The organism is Acinetobacter guillouiae, assembly GCF_002370525.2.
Lineage (GTDB): Bacteria > Pseudomonadota > Gammaproteobacteria > Pseudomonadales > Moraxellaceae > Acinetobacter > Acinetobacter guillouiae.
In genome coordinates this window covers 4,129,564-4,150,427 of record NZ_AP014630.1, presented here as the reverse complement: position 1 = coordinate 4,150,427, position 20,864 = coordinate 4,129,564, and the positions used below count along the sequence as shown (strand labels likewise).

The window sequence follows — 20,864 nt, the reverse complement described above, 5'->3', positions numbered from 1 at the left end:
TATGGGTCAGAAGGTTCATCCAATCGGTATCCGCCTTGGTGTTGTAAAACGTCATAACGCCAACTGGTATGCGAGTCCGAAACAATACGCTGAATACTTGCTTAAAGATCTTCAAGTTCGTGAGTTTTTAACTAAAAAACTTAAAAGCGCGATGATCAGCAATATTCTTATCGAACGTCCTACAGGTGCTGCTAAGGTAACAATTAGCACTGCTCGTCCAGGTATCGTTATCGGTAAAAAAGGCGAAGACATTGAGAAATTACAGCGTGAACTTACCAAGATTATGGGTGTTCCAGCGCAAGTAAGCATCAACGAAATCGATCGCCCAGACTTAGACGCTCGTTTAGTTGCTGAAGCAATTGCTTCACAATTAGAGAAACGTGTAATGTTCCGTCGTGCTATGAAGCGTGCGGTTCAAAACACTATGCGTGCTGGTGCTAAAGGTATCAAAGTTGAAGTTTCTGGTCGTTTAGGTGGTGCAGAAATTGCACGTACTGAATGGTATCGTGAAGGTCGTGTACCTTTACATACACTTCGTGCTGACATCGACTATGCAACTATGCGCGCTGAAACTACTTACGGTACGATTGGTGTTAAAGTTTGGATTTTCCGTGGCGAGATCTTAGGTGGCATGAAACAAGTCATGAACCCTGCTCCTGCTGAAGAACGTCCAGCTAAACGCGGTCGCGGTCGTGGTGAAGGTCAAGAGCGTCGTGGTCGTCGCAATGATCGTTCTGCTGAAAAAGGAGAATAATCCATGTTGCAACCTAAACGTACTAAATTCCGTAAGGTGCAAAAAGGCCGTAACACTGGTCTAGCGCATCGTGGTAGCACAGTATCTTTCGGTACAATCGCACTTAAATCTGTTGAGCGTGGTCAAATGACTGCTCGTCAAATCGAAGCTGCGCGTCGTACAATTAGCCGTCGTGTTAAACGTGGTGGTAAGATCTTTATCCGTGTTTTCCCAGACAAACCAATTACTGAAAAACCATTAGAAGTTCGTATGGGTAAAGGTAAAGGTTCTGTGGAATACTGGGTTTGCCAAATCAAACCAGGTAAGATCTTGTACGAAATGGATGGTGTTAGTGAAGAATTGGCACGCGAAGCGTTTACGCTTGCAGCTGCTAAGCTTCCATTTAAAACCACTATCGTTACTAAGACGGTGATGTAATGAAAACTAAAGATCTACGTGAAAAATCGGTAGAAGAGTTGGCAGCTTTGCTTGATGAGCAACAGCTTAACCAATTCCGTCTTCGTATGGCGAAAGCAACTGGTCAATTGGGTAAATCGCATGAAGTTGCGTTAACTCGTAAGACTATTGCTCGTATCAAGACCCTCCTTACCGAAAAACAGGGGAACGCACAATGAGTGAGCAAACAGTTCGCACGTTAACAGGCAAAGTAGTAAGTGACAAAATGGACAAGTCTATTGTTGTACTTATTGAACGCCGCGTTCAACACCCGTTGTATGGCAAATCAATCCGCCGTTCAACAAAATTACACGCTCATGATGAGAACAACACTGCTAAAACTGGCGATGTTGTAACCATTAAAGAAAGCCGCCCAATTTCAAAAACTAAAGCTTGGACTTTAGTGGAAGTTATTGAAGCAGCTGCTGAGTAATTAGACGTTCTTGTTGCATCATCGGTCAATTTCGAGTACTCTTTGAGCCTTTCGAAATTGCGACCGGTGATGCTCGGTTTTGGAGTAGGGCAATGATTCAGACCGAAAGTATGCTAGACGTAGCAGACAACAGTGGTGCTCGCCGCGTACAATGTATTAAAGTACTTGGTGGTTCACATCGTCGTTATGCTTCTGTTGGCGACATTATTAAAGTTACTGTAAAAGAAGCAATTCCGCGTGGCCGTGTTAAAAAAGGTGACGTGATGAATGCAGTTGTAGTTCGTACTAAATTCGGTATTCGTCGTCCAGACGGTTCTGTGATCCGTTTCGATGATAATGCTGCAGTTATCTTGAACAACAACAAGGCTCCGATTGCCACTCGTATTTTCGGACCAGTGACTCGTGAACTTCGTACTGAACAGTTCATGAAAATCATTTCATTGGCTCCTGAAGTTCTATAATAGAGGCAATCATGGCTAAGATTAGAAAAGGCGATCAAGTAATTGTGATCGCAGGTAAAGAAAAAGGCAAACAGGGTACTGTTTTGTCTGTTTCAAATGACCAAGTTAAGGTTGAAGGCCTTAATTTAGTTAAGAAGCATCAAAAGCCGAACCGTGCAACAGGTGCTGAAGGCGCTATTGTTACACAAGAAGCTTCGCTTCATATTTCAAACGTGGCAGTTTTTAATGCTGCAACCCAAAAGGCTGACCGTGTTGGTTACCAAGTGATTGAAGGCGTGAAAACTCGCGTTTACAAATCAAATGGTGAATCAGTGGCGGTAGCGAAGTAATAGGTTGAACTAGGCTATGGCCAGACTTAAAACACGTTATAACGACGAAATCCGAGCTAAGTTGAAAGAAGAACTTGGTTTGGGCAATGTGATGGAAATTCCTCGCATTACTAAAATCACCATCAACATGGGTGTTGGTGCAGCTTCAGCTGACAAGAAATTGTTAGATGGCGCTTTGGCGGATATGCAAGCTATTGCTGGTCAAAAACCAGTTCTTACATTAGCGCGCAAATCAATCGCTGGTTTTAAAATCCGTGATGGTTGGCCGATTGGTTGTAAAGTAACTTTACGCGGCGAACAAATGTACGAATTCTTAGACCGTTTGATCTCTATCGCTATCCCTCGTATTCGTGACTTTCGCGGTTTTTCTGCGAAATCATTCGATGGTCGTGGTAATTATTCAATGGGTCTCAAGGAACAAATTATGTTCCCTGAAATCGATTTTGATAAGATCGATCGTATTCGTGGTATGGATATTACTATCACTACGACTGCTCGTACTGATGACGAAGGCCGTGCGCTAATCCGTGCATTCGGCTTCCCGTTCAAATAAGAGGTCGATATGGCTAAGAAAAGTATGATTAATCGCGAATTGAAACGCGAAACTACAGTTGCTAAATACGCTGCAAAACGTGCTGAATTAAAAGCTACGATTGCAAACGTAAATGCATCTGATGAAGAACGTTTCGAAGCGATGATGAAGTTACAAGCATTACCACGTAATGCGTCTCCAGTACGTCTTCGTAACCGTTGTGGTTTAACTGGTCGTCCTCATGGTTACTTCCGTAAGTTCGGCTTAAGCCGTAACAAATTACGTGACACAGTAATGCAGGGTGATGTACCGGGCGTTGTTAAGGCAAGCTGGTAAGGAGCGACTATAAATGAGTATGCAAGATACCGTTGCCGACATGCTAACACGTGTTCGTAACGCACAAATGGCAAAGAAACAAACTGTTTCTATGCCTAATTCTAAGTTGAAAGTTGCAATTGCAAACGTACTTCAACAAGAAGGTTACATTTCAAATGTAGAAGTTGCTGATCTTGAAGGCAAAGCTACTTTGACAATTACTTTAAAATATTTTGAAGGCAAACCAGTTATCGAAACTGTGAAACGCGTAAGCCGTCCAGGTCTACGTCAGTATCGCGGTAAAGATGCACTTCCGAGCGTTAAGCAAGGTTTAGGTATTGCAATTGTTTCTACAAGCAAAGGCATCATGACTGATCGCGCTGCACGTGCTGCAGGCGTTGGTGGTGAAGTTATTGCTTTTGTTTCTTAATAGGTGATTCCTCATGTCTCGTGTGGCTAAAGCCCCAGTAACTGTACCTAACGGTGTAGCAGTTACTCAGAACGGCCGGCAGGTCGAAGTGAAAGGCAGCAAAGGTACGTTGTCTTTCAACCTGCATGCGCTGGTCGAGCTTAAACAGGAAGAAGGTCAACTTCATATTGCTCCAGTTAAAGAATCTCGCGATTCTTGGATGCAAGCTGGTACTGCTCGCGCTGTTCTTAATAACCTTGTAAAAGGTGTTAATGAAGGCTTCGAACGTAAGTTACAACTTATCGGTGTTGGTTATAAAGCTGCGGTTAAAGGTACAGTTGTGAACCTTAACCTTGGTTATTCTCACCCGATTGATTACGCTCTTCCTGAAGGTGTAACTGCTGAAACTCCGACTGCTACTGAAATCATTTTGAAATCAGCTAACAAGCAATTGTTAGGTCAAGTTGCTGCAGAAATCCGTGGTTATCGTCCACCAGAGCCGTATAAAGGTAAAGGTGTTCGCTATTCTGACGAAGTTGTTCTTCGTAAAGAAGCTAAGAAGAAATAAGGCGCGAGGTTCTTATGAACGAAAAGAAACAATCCCGTTTGCGTCGTGCGAAAAGCACACGCTTGCACATTCGTGCATTGGGTGCGACTCGCTTGTGTGTAAACCGCACGCCGCGTCACATCTATGCTCAAGTTATTTCTGCAGATGGTGGCAAAGTATTAGCGCAAGCTTCTACTTTGGATGCATCTTTACGTAGCGGAACTACAGGTAATGTAGATTCAGCTACTAAAGTAGGTGCTTTAATCGCAGAACGTGCAAAGGCTGCTGGTGTAACTAAAGTTGCATTTGACCGTTCTGGTTTTAAATATCATGGTCGTATCAAAGCCTTGGCTGATGCTGCTCGTGAAAACGGCTTGGAGTTCTAATCATGGCTAAAGTTGAACAAAACGAAGGTCTTGTTGAAAAGCTGGTTGCCGTTGATCGTGTAGCCAAAGTTGTTAAGGGTGGTCGTATCTTCTCTTTCACAGCATTAACTGTTGTGGGTGATGGTAATGGTCGTGTAGGTTTTGGTCGCGGTAAAGCGCGTGAAGTTCCAGCTGCTATTTCTAAAGCACTTGAAGCTGCACGCCGCAACATGATCACTGTTGATCTTGTTGATGGTACTGTACAACATCCTATTCATGCTCGTCATGGCGCTAGCCGTGTTTACATGCAACCTGCATCTGAAGGTACTGGCGTAATCGCTGGTGGTTCTATGCGCGCAGTTTTAGAAGCTGCTGGTGTACGTAACGTATTGACGAAATGTTATGGTTCTACTAACGCGGCTAACGTTGTAAATGCAACTTTTAATGGTTTACGTGATATGACGTCTCCTGAGAAAGTTGCTGCTAAACGTGGTCTTTCAGTAGAACAAATTTTAGGGTAATCAATCATGAAAACGATTAAAGTTACCCAGACTAAATCTTCTTCGCATCGTTTGAAAAATCACAAACTTTGCCTACAAGGTTTAGGTCTGCGTCGTATTGGTCATACAGTAGAAGTAATAGATACACCTTCTAACCGTGGTATGATCAACAAAGTCTACTATATGGTTAGTGTAGAGGAATAAGCCATGACTCTGCGTTTAAATGAGCTTGCACCTGCTGAAGGTGCAAAACGTGATAATCGTCGTTTAGGCCGTGGTATCGGTTCTGGTGTCGGTAAGACTGGTGGCCGTGGTGTCAAAGGTCAGAAATCACGTAAAAGTGGTGGCGTTCGTCCAGGCTTTGAAGGTGGTCAAACTGCGTTATATCGTCGTTTACCTAAATTCGGTTTCACAAGCCAATTGGCTTTGAAAACTGCTGAAGTACGTTTGTCTGAACTTGCTAAAGTTGAAGGTGATATTATTTCACTTGAAACTTTGAAAGCTGCGAATGTTGTACGTAAAGATATGTTGCGTGCTCGTGTTGTTCTTTCTGGTGAAATCACTCGTGCATTCACTGTTCAAGGTGTTGCATTGACTAAAGGCGCTAAAGCTGCTCTTGAAGCTGCTGGCGGTAAAGTCGAGGAGTAATCGCGAGTGACTATGTCTCCTAGTTCTTCAGGTCATGTTAACATGATGAAAGGTCAACCATTTCATGTGAAATATCGTGAAATTATTCGCCGATTAATGTTCTTGATTGGTGCATTGGTAGTCTTTCGACTAGGAGCGCATATTCCGCTGCCAGGTATTGATAATGTTGCTCTAGAACGTTTTTTCAAAGCTAATGAAGGTACTTTTTTAGGTTTGTTTAATATGTTCTCGGGTGGAGCATTAGAACGAATGTCCATTCTGGCGTTAGGTATCATGCCGTACATTTCTGCATCTATTATTGTGCAGTTGATGTCGACCGTGGTGCCTTCGTTAGAAGCATTGAAGAAAGAAGGCGAGCAAGGTAAGCGTAAGATTAATCAATATACGCGTTACGGCACCCTTTTACTTGCATTAGTCCAAGGTATCGGGATGTGTGCTGGTCTAATCAGTCAAGGTATTACTTTGACTTCGGGACTGGCTTTTTACATTCCAGCGCTAACATCGTTAGTTGCAGGTACCATGTTCTTAATGTGGTTAGGTGAGCAAATTACTGAACGTGGTGTTGGTAACGGTATCTCAATGATTATCTTTGCAGGTATTGTTGCTGGTTTACCAAACTTAGTGATTCAAGCATTTACTTCGGTAGATAATGGCCAATCAAGTTTAATTGGTTTGGCTATCTTTGGATTGCTATCAGTTGCTGTTTTAGCAGCGATTGTGTTTATTGAAAAAGCTCAACGTCGTATACCTGTGAACTATGCTCAAAAACAGCAAGGTCGTCGTGTATTCACTGCACAGCAAACGCATTTGCCATTGAAGATCAACATGGCAGGGGTTATTCCAGCAATTTTCGCAAGTTCGTTATTGTTGTTCCCTGCAAGTTTAGGTCAATGGTTAGGCAGTGCTGATCCAAATGCAGGAATTGTAAAACGTAGCCTACAAGATTTGGCATTGGTATTATCGCCTGGACAACCGTTGTATTTAGTGCTCTTCGGTGCGTTAATTATCTTTTTCTGTTATTTCTATACGGCGCTTGTTTTTAGCCCGAAAGAAGTATCAGAGAACTTGAAACGCAGTGGAGCTTATGTACCTGGTATTCGCCCAGGTGAGCAAACTGCTCGTTACTTAGATCATATTCTTAATCGTTTGACGTTTATTGGTGCAATCTACATTACAGTCATCTGTTTAATGCCGATGATTTTACAAAGTTCTTTTGGTATTCCATTCCATTTGGGTGGTACCTCATTACTTATCGTAGTTGTTGTTGTTATGGACTTTATGGCTCAGCTTCAAGCCCATTTGACATCACATCAGTATGACGATCAATCGTTAATGAGAAAAACGACTGCTCATCCTAAGGGATAAGCGCACTTAGAAGGTTTCATCATGAAAGTACAAGCTTCTGTAAAGAAAATTTGTGGTAGCTGTAAAGTTATCCGTCGTAATGGGGTTATTCGCGTAATTTGCAGCGCAGAACCTCGTCATAAGCAGCGTCAAGGTTAATTTAATTAAGACCTGTTGATTTCAGTAGGCTAATTAGGTTATTATCCGCCCCTCAAGATTTTTGTGGGGCGGTTGATTATCTCTACTGCCTTTTTGGAGAAATTTGAATGGCTCGTATTGCCGGTGTAAACATTCCGGATAACAAGCATGCTGTTATCTCTCTCACGTATATTTTTGGTATTGGCCGCCACACAGCTAAAAACATTTTAGCTGCTGCAGGTATTACGACTACTACTAAAATTCGTGAATTAGATGATGCTCAGCTTGATGCGATTCGTGCAGAAGTTGCTAAGGTTCCGACCGAAGGTGACTTACGTCGCGAAATTTCCATGAACATTAAACGTTTAATGGATTTAGGCTGCTACCGCGGTCTTCGTCATCGTCGCAGCTTGCCTGTTCGCGGACAACGCACCAAAACTAACGCACGTACCCGTAAAGGTCCGCGCAAACCTATTAAGAAATAAGATTTCTGGAAGCTAAAAGATGGCTAAAGATACTCGCACACGCAAGAAGGTCACTCGTACCGTCTCTGAAGGTGTTGCACACATTCACGCTTCTTTTAATAACACCATTGTTACGATTACTGATCGTCAAGGTAATGCATTGGCTTGGGCTACTTCAGGTGGACAAGGCTTCCGTGGATCACGTAAATCAACTCCGTTTGCTGCTCAGGTAGCTGCTGAAGTTGCTGGTAAAGCTGCTTTAGATTACGGTTTGAAAAACTTGGACGTCCTTGTAAAAGGTCCTGGTCCAGGTCGTGAATCTGCGGTTCGTGCATTAGGTGCAGTGGGTTATAAAATTAACAGCATTACCGATGTGACACCGATTCCGCACAACGGTTGCCGTCCACCTAAAAAACGTCGCGTGTAAGGAGAAACATTCATGGCTCGTTATATTGGTCCAAAATGCAAACTCTCTCGCCGCGAAGGGACAGACCTGCAATTAAAATCTGGCGTTAAACCATTTGACGTCAAAACAAAAAAATCTGCTAAAGCTCCTGGTCAACATGGCCAAAGCCGTGCTAAACAATCAGAGTATTCACTACAATTACGTGAAAAACAAAAAGTACGTCGTATGTACGGTGTTTTAGAGCGTCAATTTAGTAACTACTACAAAGAAGCTGCTCGTGTTAAAGGCGCAACAGGTGAAAACTTGTTGAAATTGCTTGAAAGCCGCCTCGATAACGTTGTTTATCGCATGGGTTTTGGTTCTACACGTGCAGAAGCTCGTCAGCTGGTATCTCACCGTTCAATCACTTTAAATGGTCGTCGTGTTAACATCGCGTCTATCCAAGTTAAAGCGGGCGACGTGATTGCAGTTCACGAAAGCGCTAAACAACAATTACGTATCAAAAACGCAATTGAATTAGCTGCTCAACGTGGAACAGCTGCTTGGATTGAAGTAGATCATTCAAAACTTGAAGGTACATTTAAAGCTGCACCAGATCGTTCTGATTTACCTGCTGAAATCAACGAAAGCTTGATTGTAGAATTGTATTCTAAATAATCCTTGAGGTAGCAATAATGACGCGTACTGCAAACGAGTTTCTAACTCCGCAAGCGATCAAGGTCGAAGCGGCAAGCGGGACCTCGGCAAAAGTGATTCTTGAACCATTAGAACGTGGCTTTGGTCATACTCTTGGTAATGCTTTACGTCGCATCCTTTTGTCTTCTTTACCTGGCGCAGCCGTGGTTGAAGTAGAGATAGAGGGTGTCGAGCACGAGTACAGTACTTTAGAAGGCTTGCAGCAGGACATCGTCGAGCTCTTGCTGAACCTAAAAGGATTGTCTATTAAGCTGTTCGATCAAAACGAAGCATATTTGACATTGGAAAAACAAGGTCCTGGCGATGTAACTGCTGCTGACCTTCGTTTACCACATAATGTTGAAGTGGTTAACCCTGAACATCTGATTGGTACTTTAAGTGCTTCAGGCTCATTAAAAATGCGCTTGAAAGTTTCTCAAGGTCGTGGTTATGAAACTTCTGACTCACGTTTCCCTGAAGGCGAAACGCGTCCTGTAGGTCGTCTACAGTTAGATGCTTCTTATAGCCCGATTAAACGTGTGTCTTACACAGTTGAAAATGCTCGTGTAGAACAACGTACTGACCTTGATAAGCTCGTCATTGATCTTGAAACGAATGGAACTGTAGATCCTGAAGAAGCTATCCGCAAAGCGGCAACAATCTTGCAACAACAAATTGCAATTTTTGTTGATCTTCAGAAAGATCAAGCTCCAGTTGCTCAAGAGCCACGTGAAGAAGTTGATCCAATCTTGCTTCGTCCAGTTGATGATCTAGAGCTTACTGTTCGTTCTGCTAACTGTTTGAAAGCAGAAAATATTTACTACATTGGTGATCTAGTACAGCGTACTGAGGTTGAGTTGCTTAAAACTCCTAACCTTGGTAAAAAATCGCTTACTGAGATCAAAGATGTTCTGGCTTCTAAGGGCTTACAGCTCGGCATGCGTTTAGAGAACTGGCCACCAGCTAGTCTCCGTATGGACGATCGTTTCGCCTATCGTAGCCGTTAATTAAGTAGGACTATCACCATGCGTCATCGTAATAGTGGTGTGAAATTAGGCCGTACCAGCAGCCATCGTAAAGCGATGTTTCAAAACATGGCTAATTCTTTGTTTGAGCATGAGTTAATTAAAACTACTGTGCCTAAAGCAAAAGAGTTACGTCGTGTAGCTGAGCCTTTAATCACTTTAGCTAAAAACGATACTGTAGCAAACCGTCGTTTGGCGTTTGCTCGTACTCGTTCAGCAGCAACAGTTGGTAAATTATTTACCGTTCTTGGCCCTCGTTACAAAGAACGTAACGGCGGTTATCTACGTGTTCTTAAAGCTGGTTTCCGTGCAGGTGATGCTGCACCGATGGCTTATGTAGAACTTGTGGATCGTGAAGTAAACTAATTACTCACGTCACAGAACAATCGGTTGTTCGAAAAAGGTCGGTGTTTCACCGGCCTTTTTTTTATGCCTTTTTGTTGGACAATTTATGGTTTTGTCCCAAATTGACTTAAATTTCGTCAGAAAAATGCAAACTTGACATTGCGTATTGTCAGATTTGTGCTTTAATAAAAAAGTACTCTTAAAAAGGTTATAAAAACAACATGGAAAAGCAAGTTGATATTCTTATCGTTGGTGCAGGTATCTCTGGTATTGGTGTAGCTGCGCATCTTTCAAAACACTCACCACAACGTTCATTTGAAATTATTGAACGTCGTGAGAGCTTCGGTGGTACTTGGGATTTATTTAAATATCCGGGTATCCGTTCCGATTCAGATATGTCTACTTTTGGGTTTAATTTTAAACCATGGCAAAAAGCCAATGTCTTGGCAGATGGTGCTTCGATTAAAGGCTATGTTGCTGAAGTTGTCGATGAATTTAAATTAAAAGATAAAATTCATTTTAATCAGCGTGTACGTACTGCAAATTATGATTCATCAATTAAAAAATGGGTCGTACAAATTGAAGATGAAAATCAAAAACTCAATACGTGGGTTGCAAACTTTGTAATCGGATGTACGGGTTATTATAATTACGATCAAGGTTATCAACCTGATTATCCAGGTAAAAATGATTTTAAAGGCGAATTTATTAACCCACAATTTTGGCCTGAAAACTTAGATTATACGGGTAAAAAAGTGGTGATTATTGGTAGTGGTGCAACAGCTATTACCTTAGTGCCTGCGATGTCAAAAGGTGGAGCAGGGCATGTGACCATGTTGCAACGTTCACCAACCTATATTGCTTCAATCCCGTCTATTGATTTTGTTTATGACAAAATGCGTAAGGTTTTACCTGAAGATGTGGCATATAAGTTAACCCGTGCACGTAATATTGGTATGCAACGCGGTATCTATGCGCTTGCACAAAAACAACCGAAGTTACTGCGTAAGTTCTTACTCAAATCGATTGAAATGCAATTAAAAGGTAAAGTGGATATGAAACACTTTACCCCAACATATAATCCATGGGATCAGCGTTTATGTGTTGTGCCAGATGGTGACTTATTTAAAATTTTACGTTCTGGTAAAGCCAGTGTTGAAACAGATCAAATTGAAAAAATTACCGCAACAGGTATCCAATTAAAATCTGGTAAGCATTTAGATGCGGATATCATCGTTTCAGCAACAGGTTTAGAAATCCAAATCTTGGGTGGTATCAAAGCTACAATTGATAATAAGCCAATGAATACCTCTCAACACATGCTGTATCAGGGTGTGATGGTTAGCGATGTGCCAAATATGGCAATGATCATTGGTTATATCAACGCATCATGGACATTAAAAGTTGATATCGCAGGTGAGTATATTTGCCGTCTTGTAAACTATATGGACAAGAAGGGCTATGACGAAGTTATTCCGCAAGGTGATGCAACTGAATTGATGGAAGATACGGTGATGGGCAGTTTAAGCTCAGGGTATATTGCTCGTGCGGTGGATGTGATGCCAAAACAAGGTAAGCATGCACCTTGGAAAGTGTCGAATAACTATTTAGCAGATCGTAAAGAACTTAAAAATGCCAAGTTTGAAGATGGCATTTTAAAATTCCATAAGCGTGAAGCACAACTCGCAAAAAAGCCGAAACTGGTTTCTTAATCAAACCTAGAAATCACTAAACTAAGAAATAGCAAAATAAACAAGTTATGAAATAAACAAGGAGCGAAAGCTCCTTTTTTATTGCGATAGGAAAATTGATTTAAAAAGAATGCTTGGTGATAGAAAAAGGAGCCTAAGCTCCTTTGATAGTAATTAGATAGATTATAAAGAACGGGAAATCAGTTCTTTCATAATCTCGTTTGTACCTGCATAAATACGATTTGCCCGATTATCGATATAGGCACGTGCAATTGGATATTCCAGCATATAACCATAACCACCATGTAATTGAAGGCATTCATCAACCACATTAGAGAATACTTCTGAAATTTTGTATTTTGCAGCAGCTGCAGCATCAACACCTAATGTACCTTCAAGTTGTAATTCCATACAACGGTCGAGGTAAGCGCGGCAGAAATCAATTTCTGTGCGCATTTCAGCAAGTTTAAAACGTGTATTTTGAAAAGCACCGATCGGTTTACCAAACGCTTTACGGTCTTTGGTATATTGAACGGTATGTGCCAGCGCTGCTTCTGCACCTGCTTGACAGATAATCGCGACCAGCATACGTTCCCATGCCAACTCTTTCATCAGCATGATAAAACCCATGCCTTCCATACCCAATAAATTTTCTTTTGGCACACGAACATCTTCAAAGAACAATTCGCAAGTATCTTGTCCTTTCATACCAATTTTATTGAGTGGTTTTCCTTTGCTAAAGCCAGCACGGTCAGCTTCAACAATAATCAAAGATAGGTTGGCAGAACCTTTCTCTGAACTGCCTGTTTTACATACCACAATTGCCATATCGCATAGATAACCATTGGTAATAAAGATTTTAGAACCATTGATTACATATTCATCCCCATCTAAAACAGCGGTGGTGCGAACACCTTGTAGGTCTGAGCCTGTTCCTGGTTCTGTCATCGCAATGGCTGTGACGGTTTCTCCAGAAGCCATTTTAGCAATCCAATGTTTTTTCTGCTTTTCATTACCAAAGTTGTTGATGTAGTTGGCAACAATATCCGAGTGCAAAGAAAAACCTGTAGAAGAATCCATTGCATAGGCTTGTTCTTCAATCAGAATCATACTGTAGAGGCGATCTACGCCATAGCCACCATATTCTTCAGGCATAGTCGCACAGAGCAGACCCATTTCACCTGCTTTGTTCCATAAATCGCGATCTACATGTTGTTGCTGTTCATATTTAGCAATATTTGGTACAACTTCTTTTTCATAAAATTTACGTACGGTTTCACGAAAAGCATCGTGATCGGAATTAAACAATTTACGAGGCAACATATTGGTTAAAGGTCGGATAGCACCTGATTGCATTTTTATAATATCCATATGAGTTTTAGTGAGTTGAAATTATGTGAATTGCTTATTTGTCGCAATGAGATGAATGCTCAAAACTCATTTTTAAATGATGAATTTGGTCATTTAGAAGAATTTAGCGAGAAATTGATCGGGAATCGGGTAAACTAAGTCAGAATTAACCATTGGGGGAAAATGATGTCAGAAGAACTTACTTTAGAAGAACGTAAAGTGATTTATCGTGCTCGTCGCGGTTTAAAAGAGATTGATGTATATTTTGACCCATACGTAAAACAATATTACTTAGAAGCAAGTGCGCAAGAAAAAGCCTTGTTTAAAGAGTTAGTTGATCAGGAAGACCCAGATTTATTGGATTGGTTTATGGAAGTTTCAGAGCCACCTCGACCTGAACTCAGAAGCTTGATCAATAAACTTAAAGATTATGTCCACGGATGAGTTAAAAACTCACCAACGATATCAATTCAAACCCAGTCGTATTGCACTGGGTTTTCAGCTTTTGTGTTTAACAATTATTTTTATAGTGCTGTACTCGATTATCCCTGTATGGATAAGTGGATTACTGCTGTTGTTGGCATGCTTCAGTCTAAAAATATTTAGAATGCGTCCACAAGTCCGAAGTTTAGAACATTTTGATTTAGATCAGTGGACCCTACAATATGAGGATTCTAATCAAATTCATCATGTACAAATTCAGCAAATGATTGATCATCGATTTTATATCGCAGTGTATTTTTGTGAGAAAAACAATAAAAGTTTAATTATTTGGCAAGATCAGGTGAGCAAAATACAGTGGAAATCTTTAAAATCTCGGGTCAAATTAAGTTAATTGTCTAACAAATATAAAAAATCTAATCTAAATTTAATCTAAATAAAACAAAATCTTATTTGTATTTTTGCTTATTTAATATCCATTGTTAGACCAAATATATACAAAATAGCGCAATTGTAAAATTGTCGGACAATTATCTCTGTAAAAATCTGATTTTGCATGTAAATTAAAAATACCAACAGCGAGGAGGAATTTCCAAATGGGTGAAATTCATACGTTTTGGTTCTTAGTGGTTGCAATTGTTTTTGCAATTATATTTGGAAGACTAGGAACTATGCTGAGGGAACAGATTGAGAAAGCTAACGCTAACAGTGTTAACGGTAGCAAATTTAAAAGACTTAAAACCAATAAACTCTCTTAAAGAGTTTACCTTTTAACAAGTAGCATGTGCTGAACCGTCGCAATGCTACTTTTTTTTGCTTAAAATTTGTATAAAAACCAGATCAGGTCAATTGAATACTTTCTATATTGTGGCAAATTCTTCAGATGAAATTAGAGCTATTACTCTGTTATTCAGAGATTGCATCTGATATTGTTATTTTAAAAGGGATATAAACACAATTATATAGAGGACAGGAAGTATGTCTAAGGTCCACAAGCTTGGTCAATTGATGCTGACCGCTGTTGTTGCCTCATCTGTGTTATCAGGTTGTTCATATGTTGTAAAATCAGGTGCCAATGTTGCGCTTGGCTTTAGTGAAAAACATATCGTCCCACCCATTTTGGCGGGCAATGATACTGATATGGCGTGCAACTCAGGCAATGCATTAACGCCAGCGATTATGGCAACAAAAGATATGGGGGCCGACCCCACCCGTATGGCGGTATTGTTATATTCAGCTGCGGGGATGTGTGCAGAAAATCGTGCTTTGGATGCAGAACTCAGATATTTACGTGCTTCAAAAGACGGTAAAGTGACTGAAGCGCAAGATGCTCGTATAGAACAAAAACGTTGGGCAGCCCTTGCCGCAGAACGTCAATACACGGGTTATCAATTATTTGCAGAACGTTGGCAGGCAAAATATAAATATACTTTAGGTGATTCTTGTCCAACCATGCGTAAGGACTTAGATCAAACCATCTATTTAATTGGTATGCTCAGTGGTTTGCAAGCGATGACCAATGACATTAACTCTGGTGGTGCAGTGAATGTACCGAAAGATATTGCTGCGATTGTTGAACGTGGTATGGCATGTCTAGACAATAACAAATTCTGGGGTGCGCCAATGGCGACCCGTGCAGTGATTTGGATATTGTTACCGGGTGCAGGAGACGGTAAGCCTGATCCAACCCAGACCTTACAACAATCAATGCAAATCGCAGAGCAGAAAGGTGTTCGTTTAGCATTTGCAATGAATGCCGTTGCGGCGCAAGCCAGTGGTGATGACGCTAAATTAAGAGCGGCGTTAAAAGCCTATGCCGCATCGCGTGCAGATGATAAGCCAGTAAACCCTGAATTTAGATTGTTAGATGGTATGGCGGGTCAAATGGTTCAAGGTATTGCAGATCGTTATTGGACTGAACATACTGGTGTTCGTGCAGCAGATGATGGAATGACCACATTCTGGGATGAACAAGCATCTACGGGTGATGATGAATTGTTTAATGATTTACCTGCACCGACTGAAGAGCCAAGTGCTTCAGCTGATGAACCTGCAGCAAATCCATAGTATTCAATTGCATGAATTGGTTAGAATTGAGGAAGAGCAACAGCTCTTCTTTTTTTATGGTGTAGCATGGAACAACACAAGTTAGATAAAAATATATTGTTTATTGCAACCTGTATCATTTTTTTTGCAATGCTTCAGCTTTTTCAAACTCATTTCATTTATCAGCACGATGTATTTTTTAGCCAGCCTTGGCGTTGGTGGACAGGGCATTGGGTTCATGTGGGCTGGATTCATTATGTTTTAAATGTTTTGGCTTTGGCTTGTTTACCCTTTTTATTTCCAAACATTAAAAAGCAAGTTTTTATTGCTTTATTGCTTATTTTACCGCCTTTACTTAGTCTCTGTTTTTATCTGATTTATCCTCATATTTTTGCTTATGCAGGTTTGTCTGGCATTCTTCATGGTCTGTTTGTATTTTGTGCAATCGTCAGTTTAAAAGAAAAGTCGGAACGAAATTTTGCTTTCATCGTACTGTTATGCATCTTTGGCAAAATTGCATGGGAACATTTTTTTGGTGCGCTACAAACTGAACAATTGATTGGTCATCCTGTTTTAATACAAGCGCATTTGCTTGGGGTGATTTTTGGAAGTATTTGTGCCATCTTAAGCTTAATTTTTCGACTTAATGTCATGAAATAGAAAATAAATCAACAATGTTATTTTTATGAAATATCATTCTATAAAATTTCATTATGATGATGGAGATAAGCATATAGTGGTGTGAAGAGATTTAAAAAATAAATTTGAATGAATGCTTTGTAATGAATGGATGATAATTCTCGTTTGTTGTTGATTGTGTGAAAGTTACACCTATTTTATTCAGAAAAAATATAAGTGCTTAGTTGTTTTTTCACATTTAATGATAAGACTATAGATGAGTTGACAAAAAGCTCGCCAAAAAAATTAATCTTTGTCATGTTTTTCTTAGGAAAATTAAGGCAAATTTGAGTAGTGATGATAGGAATGGGTATTGGTAAAGGATTTTACCTCTCACCTAATAATAAAAGATAAGCTGTGCAAGCGATTGTACACTGGTTATAAAAACTGGAATAACAATGCAAGAACCTGTAAATAATAGATCGGGATTAGGTCTACTCAGTTATCTCTGGAATGAGTGGTTCTCAACCTTTTCCATCCTTATTCTGCTTCTCCTGACCTTGATCATTGGGACAGGGGATATGATTCATGGGCAAATGCTTCGTTTAGGTGAACGCCTATATGGAGACGAAAAAATAGGAATGCAATATTCCTTTTTACGTGCTGAGCCCAACAAACCTTCATGTGACCGCAATGTAGATATCGATAAGCTTGTAAAAGAAAAAATGCAACAGGAAGCCAGTGATCCTGATGCGGCATTTTTTGGTTTAACGCCAGAAGCAGATGTTCGCGCTTCATTCGTTTCAGCTCAAACGGATTGTGAACAGAAATATGCGTTCTATGATAAATCGATCAAACATATGGAAGATCATCCTTCCCTTCGTACATATCGTTCGATGGAAACGGGTTTCTTCTGGATATTGAAATGGGGCTCTGAACATCGCGTACTCATCCTGATTTTGATGGTGGTGATTGCTGCAATTACAGCATCATTGAAGATGCATCATATTGGGCTACGTCCAGCGCGTACCAAGCTTGATTTTAAAGTCTATAACATTGCGATGGTGCTGGGGAATGCCTTACTGAGCTTCTCGGTCATTAGCCAATATCGCTCAGTACTCAATTCTGGTGTTGAATCGACCCTTGAAACGATTGGGGTCTATTGGTTATGGATGATCCTGTTTGTGGTCTTAACAGTCATCAGCCTGTTTAAATTATTCCGTACACCAGAAAATGCTGAAGAAGGCGGTAAATTTGGCCTTGCGCTGCTGAGCATACCTTTATATGCCTTTATGGCAATTGTGACAGGTATTGCGTTTACTTTCTTTATGGACTACCCAATGGGGCAAGGTATTTATCTTGGCTTGTTGACTGAATTTTCAAATATCTTCCTTAACTTAGCACTGTTTATCTGGGCGGGTATGTTATTGACCCAAACACGTGTGATGGATCTTTTCTTGGCGATTCTTCGTCCTTGGAACTTAGCGCCTGAAACGTTGACGTGGATCATTTTGATTGGTGCTGCAATTCCAACCGCATATACAGGCGCTTCGGGAATCTTCGTTGTTGCTGCTGGTGCAATTATCTATAAAGAAGTGTGGAATTCAGGTGCTCGTCGTCAATATGCACTTGCGGTTTCAGCAATGTCAGGTTCACTGGGTGTTGTATTACGTCCGTGTCTCTTGGTGATCTTAATTTCAATGCTGGATAGCCGTCATGTAACTTCAGACGAGCTATTTGATCATGGTATTTATGTATTCTGGTTAACCGCATTTATTTTCTTAGGGGTGTCGCTATTCCTTGCAGAGAATAAGTTCCGTATTAACTCACCGAAAACCGCTGTCCCTGGTATGTTGCGTGCTTTTATTCCAGTACTTCCATATATCTTGATTGTTGCTGTCGTGATTGGCTTCTATCAGTTTGGTCTGGACACGAAAATGGATGAATTTACTGCACCTGTAATTCTTCCAATCATGCTATTGGCATTTATTTTATTTGATAAGTTGTTTGGTAATAAATTACCGATACCAGAAAACCCAAATAAAGCGCTTGCTCTAGAGCATGAAAAAAATTCTGAATATTTACGTGAGCATGGTGATACCGCTGAAACGAAACGTGGCTTCCGTAGCGCAATTCGTTTTGCAACATCGGAAAGTGTTGGTCATATTGGTGCGTTAATTATCCTGATGGCATTGTCTGCAAGTGTTGGTGGTCTGATTGAACGTAGTGAGATCGTGACCATGGTTCCAACACATCTGGGTAGTATCTTGGTAACACTCGGCTTTATGGCATTGTTACTTGCATTAATTGGTATGACAACAGATCCATTTGGTGCGGTGATTCTTGTTGCTGCGACGATTGCGCCAGTTGCATTTGAAAATGGTATTCATCCGATTCACTTCTGGATGATTGTACTGGTTGCATTTGAGTTTGGTTATGTTACGCCACCAGTTGCGCTCAACCATTTACTGACGAGGCTCTCGGTCGGTGATGCAGAGGTTGCCGCCGCCGATGCTGAGGCAAAAGCCAAATATACAAGCTTCTACTATCGTTATGAGCGTTGGATCTTACCAATCGTGGTGCTGTTCTCAGCATTGGTGATTGTGACCTATGCGCCGTACATGTTTAACTTGTTTGACTGGTATGCCAGTAAATAATTGAATGTCTAAAAAGCGCCTTCGGGCGCTTTTTTTCTGTCTGTGGATTTTGAATAGATTTAGTGATCTTTAAATTGAAACTGCTGAATGTACTCACTCGGCGTCAAACTGGTTTCACGTTTAAACATGGCACTAAATGCACTGGCACTGTCATAGCCTAAATCAAGCGCAACATTGAAAATAGATTTATTCATTGCCAAATCAGTCATGGCTTGCATCAGCCTTGCCTGACGTACCCAATGACTAAAATGCATATTGGTTTCTTTCTGAAAATGCCGAGTAAGGGTTTTCGGACTAACATGTAAAAATTGGGCGGCATGTTCGAGTGTCCATGTATGGCTGAGATCAAGTTTGATTTCAGCACAAAGCTTTTGCAATTTAATATTTTGTGGCTCAGGTAAGTTAAATGGCAGAACAGGGAGGAGCTCCAACTCATCTAAAATCAGTTCAAGCAATCGTGCTTCACGACTTTGAGGATGGATCGTAGTTTGAATTTGCATCGCTGAGCGAATAAGCTCTTTTAGCAGCGGGGAGATCGTGACGACACGGCACTCATTGACTAATTTTGAACGTGCGTCTGGCTCAATAAATACACCATAAGCTTGCACATCACCACTGATCAGTAAAGCATGAGCTTTATATGCTGGAATCCATACACCGCGTCCTGGTGGTGTGACCCATGTTCCTTCTGTCGTTTGAATACGGAGAACACCAGAAAGCGTATGAATCAGTTGGATACGTTCATGGCTATGCCAATCTTCAATATGCCCATGGGAATAATTTTCAGTAAAGGCATAAATTGGATAATCTAAGAATCCATGATCATAATTATTCCCCACGATTTACTCCTCAATCAATACGGCACTGCCAATCATATATTCGTGGAATTGCTTAGACCTCAAGCATAATGTCCTTTTTGCGATAGTTATTGTCATTTTGTCGTACAAATACAAAATGATTATTTTTTAACATGGTTGAATCTTTCTGTATAGGCAGAGCAGCATGTTTCAAAAAGCTTATTTCTACCCATTGTTCGCCATTTTATTTTGGGCTGGAAATGTGATTGTGTCTAAAATGGCAAGTCATGCAATTTCACCTGTGGCGATTACATTTTATCGTTTGGTTTTTGCGCTCGCGGTGATGAGTACTTTTGTATTGATTCCCACGTGGAAAAATCGCCATATTATTCGCCAGTATTGGAAACATTTGGCTTTAGGTGGATTTCTTTCTGTATCCTTATTCCAATTTTTGTCTTATCAAGCAGCGACAACCACAACAGCGACCAATATGGCGATTGTGACAGCATTGATTCCATTATTGACGATTATTTTAAGTACATGGATTTTAAAGGATCAGATTAGCTATGGCTTAGTGATCGGAGGCTTCTTATCATTCTATGGTATCTTGTATTTATTGAGTCATGGACATATTGCCCAAGTTTTTAGCCAAGGTATGCATCTTGGCGATGGCTTGATGTTACTTGCCGCAATCGGCTACGCCTTATATGGTGTGCTGTTAAAACGTTGGAAAATGCCGATCCCTGCATGGCAATCGAATTTTGTGATGTCGAGCTTTGCCATCTTGTATGTTTTGCCGTTTTTTATCTTTTTACCAGCATCACAAATGCAATTGAATCAACAGACCATTCCTTTGATTTTGTACGCCAGTATTTTCTCATCGATTTTATTGTCTTATTTATGGATTGAAGGTGTAAGACATTTGGGACCCAATAAAAATAGTATTTTTATGAATTTATTGCCTGTGTTTACAGCTTTAATTGCCGTGGTGCTCTTGGGTGAACATTTACAAGTTTTTCATTTGGTTGGTGGTGGTTTAACACTCTGTGGAATTTTATTGGCGCAAATTATCCAAAAGCCAATCCAATGGAAAAAATCAACACAGCAGTCATTGGACTCACTTTAAAATATTGAAATGA

Annotated in this window: 30 protein-coding genes and 1 pseudogene; 29 read left to right on the top strand and 2 right to left on the bottom strand. The window is 40.6% G+C overall.

From position 1 onward, the window contains the following. The first annotated feature begins 1 nt into the window (after nt 1). The 22 genes and pseudogenes from rpsC to AS4_RS19280 all read left to right on the top strand — a co-directional run bounded on the left by rpsC (nt 2) and on the right by AS4_RS19280 (nt 11,837). A pseudogene (gene rpsC / locus AS4_RS19385) lies at nt 2-818 on the top strand (30S ribosomal protein S3). Further along, nucleotides 758-1,171 carry a 50S ribosomal protein L16 gene (rplP, locus tag AS4_RS19380; protein WP_004725694.1) on the top strand — a complete coding sequence of 138 codons (414 nt, stop codon included), beginning with the start codon at nt 758-760 and terminating at the stop codon, nt 1,169-1,171. Before rpsC ends, rplP begins: the two are co-directional and overlap by 61 nt. Next, nucleotides 1,171-1,368, top strand: coding sequence for a 50S ribosomal protein L29 (gene rpmC, locus AS4_RS19375; RefSeq protein ID WP_004725696.1), 198 nt, complete (start codon nt 1,171-1,173; stop codon nt 1,366-1,368). The genes rplP and rpmC overlap by 1 nt, the downstream gene beginning before the upstream one ends. After that, nucleotides 1,365-1,622 carry a 30S ribosomal protein S17 gene (gene rpsQ / locus AS4_RS19370; protein ID WP_004725698.1) on the top strand — a complete coding sequence of 86 codons (258 nt, stop codon included), beginning with the start codon at nt 1,365-1,367 and terminating at the stop codon, nt 1,620-1,622. Before rpmC ends, rpsQ begins: the two co-directional genes overlap by 4 nt. Nucleotides 1,623-1,714: 92 nt before the next feature. Next, nucleotides 1,715-2,083, top strand: a complete 369-nt coding sequence (gene rplN / locus AS4_RS19365; RefSeq protein WP_004725701.1) for a 50S ribosomal protein L14 — start codon at nt 1,715-1,717, stop codon at nt 2,081-2,083. Between the two features lie 11 nt (nt 2,084-2,094). Then, nucleotides 2,095-2,412 carry a 50S ribosomal protein L24 gene (gene rplX / locus AS4_RS19360; RefSeq protein WP_004725703.1) on the top strand — a complete coding sequence of 106 codons (318 nt, stop codon included), beginning with the start codon at nt 2,095-2,097 and terminating at the stop codon, nt 2,410-2,412. Between the two features lie 16 nt (nt 2,413-2,428). Further along, complete coding sequence (rplE, locus tag AS4_RS19355) at nt 2,429-2,965, top strand: 50S ribosomal protein L5 (RefSeq protein WP_004725705.1); 537 nt, start codon at nt 2,429-2,431, stop codon at nt 2,963-2,965. Between the two features lie 9 nt (nt 2,966-2,974). Further along, on the top strand, nt 2,975-3,280 hold the full coding sequence (gene rpsN, locus AS4_RS19350; protein ID WP_004725707.1) for a 30S ribosomal protein S14: 306 nt from the start codon (nt 2,975-2,977) through the stop codon (nt 3,278-3,280). A gap of 13 nt (nt 3,281-3,293) precedes the next feature. Next, a complete protein-coding gene (gene rpsH / locus AS4_RS19345; RefSeq protein WP_004725709.1) occupies nt 3,294-3,689 on the top strand; it encodes a 30S ribosomal protein S8 in 396 nt (131 codons plus the stop codon). 13 nt (nt 3,690-3,702) lie between these two features. Next, complete coding sequence (gene rplF, locus AS4_RS19340; RefSeq protein ID WP_004725711.1) at nt 3,703-4,236, top strand: 50S ribosomal protein L6; 534 nt, start codon at nt 3,703-3,705, stop codon at nt 4,234-4,236. Between the two features lie 14 nt (nt 4,237-4,250). Further along, a complete protein-coding gene (gene rplR / locus AS4_RS19335; protein ID WP_004725713.1) occupies nt 4,251-4,601 on the top strand; it encodes a 50S ribosomal protein L18 in 351 nt (116 codons plus the stop codon). Between the two features lie 2 nt (nt 4,602-4,603). Then, nucleotides 4,604-5,101 carry a 30S ribosomal protein S5 gene (gene rpsE / locus AS4_RS19330; protein WP_004725715.1) on the top strand — a complete coding sequence of 166 codons (498 nt, stop codon included), beginning with the start codon at nt 4,604-4,606 and terminating at the stop codon, nt 5,099-5,101. A gap of 6 nt (nt 5,102-5,107) precedes the next feature. Beyond that, nucleotides 5,108-5,284, top strand: a complete 177-nt coding sequence (gene rpmD / locus AS4_RS19325; protein WP_004725717.1) for a 50S ribosomal protein L30 — start codon at nt 5,108-5,110, stop codon at nt 5,282-5,284. Nucleotides 5,285-5,287: 3 nt separating this feature from the next. Next, complete coding sequence (gene rplO / locus AS4_RS19320; RefSeq protein ID WP_004725719.1) at nt 5,288-5,728, top strand: 50S ribosomal protein L15; 441 nt, start codon at nt 5,288-5,290, stop codon at nt 5,726-5,728. Nucleotides 5,729-5,773: 45 nt separating this feature from the next. After that, nucleotides 5,774-7,093 (top strand): preprotein translocase subunit SecY, encoded by a 1,320-nt coding sequence (gene secY, locus AS4_RS19315; protein ID WP_171066869.1) that lies wholly within the window; start codon nt 5,774-5,776, stop codon nt 7,091-7,093. Between the two features lie 21 nt (nt 7,094-7,114). After that, nucleotides 7,115-7,231: a 50S ribosomal protein L36 gene (gene rpmJ, locus AS4_RS19310; protein ID WP_000867907.1), complete on the top strand. Its 117-nt coding sequence runs from the start codon at nt 7,115-7,117 to the stop codon at nt 7,229-7,231. A 107-nt stretch (nt 7,232-7,338) separates the two neighbouring features. Beyond that, entirely contained in the window at nt 7,339-7,695 is a 357-nt protein-coding gene (gene rpsM / locus AS4_RS19305) for a 30S ribosomal protein S13 (protein WP_004725722.1), read from the top strand. Between the two features lie 19 nt (nt 7,696-7,714). Next, nucleotides 7,715-8,101, top strand: coding sequence for a 30S ribosomal protein S11 (rpsK, locus tag AS4_RS19300; RefSeq protein ID WP_001040166.1), 387 nt, complete (start codon nt 7,715-7,717; stop codon nt 8,099-8,101). Between the two features lie 12 nt (nt 8,102-8,113). Further along, nucleotides 8,114-8,737 (top strand): 30S ribosomal protein S4, encoded by a 624-nt coding sequence (gene rpsD, locus AS4_RS19295; protein ID WP_004725725.1) that lies wholly within the window; start codon nt 8,114-8,116, stop codon nt 8,735-8,737. Between the two features lie 17 nt (nt 8,738-8,754). Beyond that, nucleotides 8,755-9,762, top strand: a complete 1,008-nt coding sequence (locus AS4_RS19290) for a DNA-directed RNA polymerase subunit alpha (protein ID WP_004816876.1) — start codon at nt 8,755-8,757, stop codon at nt 9,760-9,762. 18 nt (nt 9,763-9,780) lie between these two features. Further along, a complete protein-coding gene (rplQ, locus tag AS4_RS19285) occupies nt 9,781-10,146 on the top strand; it encodes a 50S ribosomal protein L17 (protein ID WP_004281488.1) in 366 nt (121 codons plus the stop codon). 200 nt (nt 10,147-10,346) lie between these two features. Then, the gene (locus AS4_RS19280) at nt 10,347-11,837 is read left to right on the top strand and encodes a flavin-containing monooxygenase (RefSeq protein ID WP_096735212.1); all 1,491 of its coding nucleotides are present in this window, start codon (nt 10,347-10,349) and stop codon (nt 11,835-11,837) included. 162 nt (nt 11,838-11,999) lie between these two features. Here AS4_RS19280 and AS4_RS19275 read toward each other — a convergent pair whose 3' ends face one another. Further along, nucleotides 12,000-13,172: an acyl-CoA dehydrogenase family protein gene (locus tag AS4_RS19275; RefSeq protein WP_096735211.1), complete on the bottom strand. Its 1,173-nt coding sequence runs from the start codon at nt 13,170-13,172 to the stop codon at nt 12,000-12,002. A 180-nt stretch (nt 13,173-13,352) separates the two neighbouring features. Here AS4_RS19275 and AS4_RS19270 point away from each other — a divergent pair, with 180 nt between their 5' ends. The 6 genes from AS4_RS19270 (at nt 13,353) to AS4_RS19250 (ending at nt 18,928) form a co-directional block, all read left to right on the top strand. After that, on the top strand, nt 13,353-13,610 hold the full coding sequence (locus AS4_RS19270; RefSeq protein ID WP_004725733.1) for an FAD assembly factor SdhE: 258 nt from the start codon (nt 13,353-13,355) through the stop codon (nt 13,608-13,610). 163 nt (nt 13,611-13,773) lie between these two features. Further along, nucleotides 13,774-14,001, top strand: a complete 228-nt coding sequence (locus AS4_RS22235; RefSeq protein WP_004725735.1) for a hypothetical protein — start codon at nt 13,774-13,776, stop codon at nt 13,999-14,001. A gap of 202 nt (nt 14,002-14,203) precedes the next feature. Next, nucleotides 14,204-14,365, top strand: a complete 162-nt coding sequence (locus AS4_RS21850; RefSeq protein WP_004725737.1) for a hypothetical protein — start codon at nt 14,204-14,206, stop codon at nt 14,363-14,365. Nucleotides 14,366-14,585: 220 nt separating this feature from the next. Further along, entirely contained in the window at nt 14,586-15,674 is a 1,089-nt protein-coding gene (locus AS4_RS19260) for a hypothetical protein (RefSeq protein WP_034614362.1), read from the top strand. Between the two features lie 66 nt (nt 15,675-15,740). Beyond that, nucleotides 15,741-16,313 (top strand): rhombosortase, encoded by a 573-nt coding sequence (gene rrtA / locus AS4_RS19255; RefSeq protein WP_096735210.1) that lies wholly within the window; start codon nt 15,741-15,743, stop codon nt 16,311-16,313. A 416-nt stretch (nt 16,314-16,729) separates the two neighbouring features. Next, the gene (locus AS4_RS19250) at nt 16,730-18,928 is read left to right on the top strand and encodes a TRAP transporter large permease subunit (protein ID WP_096735209.1); all 2,199 of its coding nucleotides are present in this window, start codon (nt 16,730-16,732) and stop codon (nt 18,926-18,928) included. 59 nt (nt 18,929-18,987) lie between these two features. Here the strand turns inward: AS4_RS19250 and AS4_RS19245 are convergent, their stop codons facing one another. Then, the gene (locus AS4_RS19245) at nt 18,988-19,767 is read right to left on the bottom strand and encodes an AraC family transcriptional regulator (protein ID WP_004725744.1); all 780 of its coding nucleotides are present in this window, start codon (nt 19,765-19,767) and stop codon (nt 18,988-18,990) included. A gap of 163 nt (nt 19,768-19,930) precedes the next feature. On the opposite strand from AS4_RS19245, the gene AS4_RS19240 reads away from it, so the two are divergent. Further along, nucleotides 19,931-20,851, top strand: a complete 921-nt coding sequence (locus AS4_RS19240) for a DMT family transporter (RefSeq protein WP_034614348.1) — start codon at nt 19,931-19,933, stop codon at nt 20,849-20,851. The last annotated feature ends 13 nt before the right edge of the window (nt 20,852-20,864 follow it).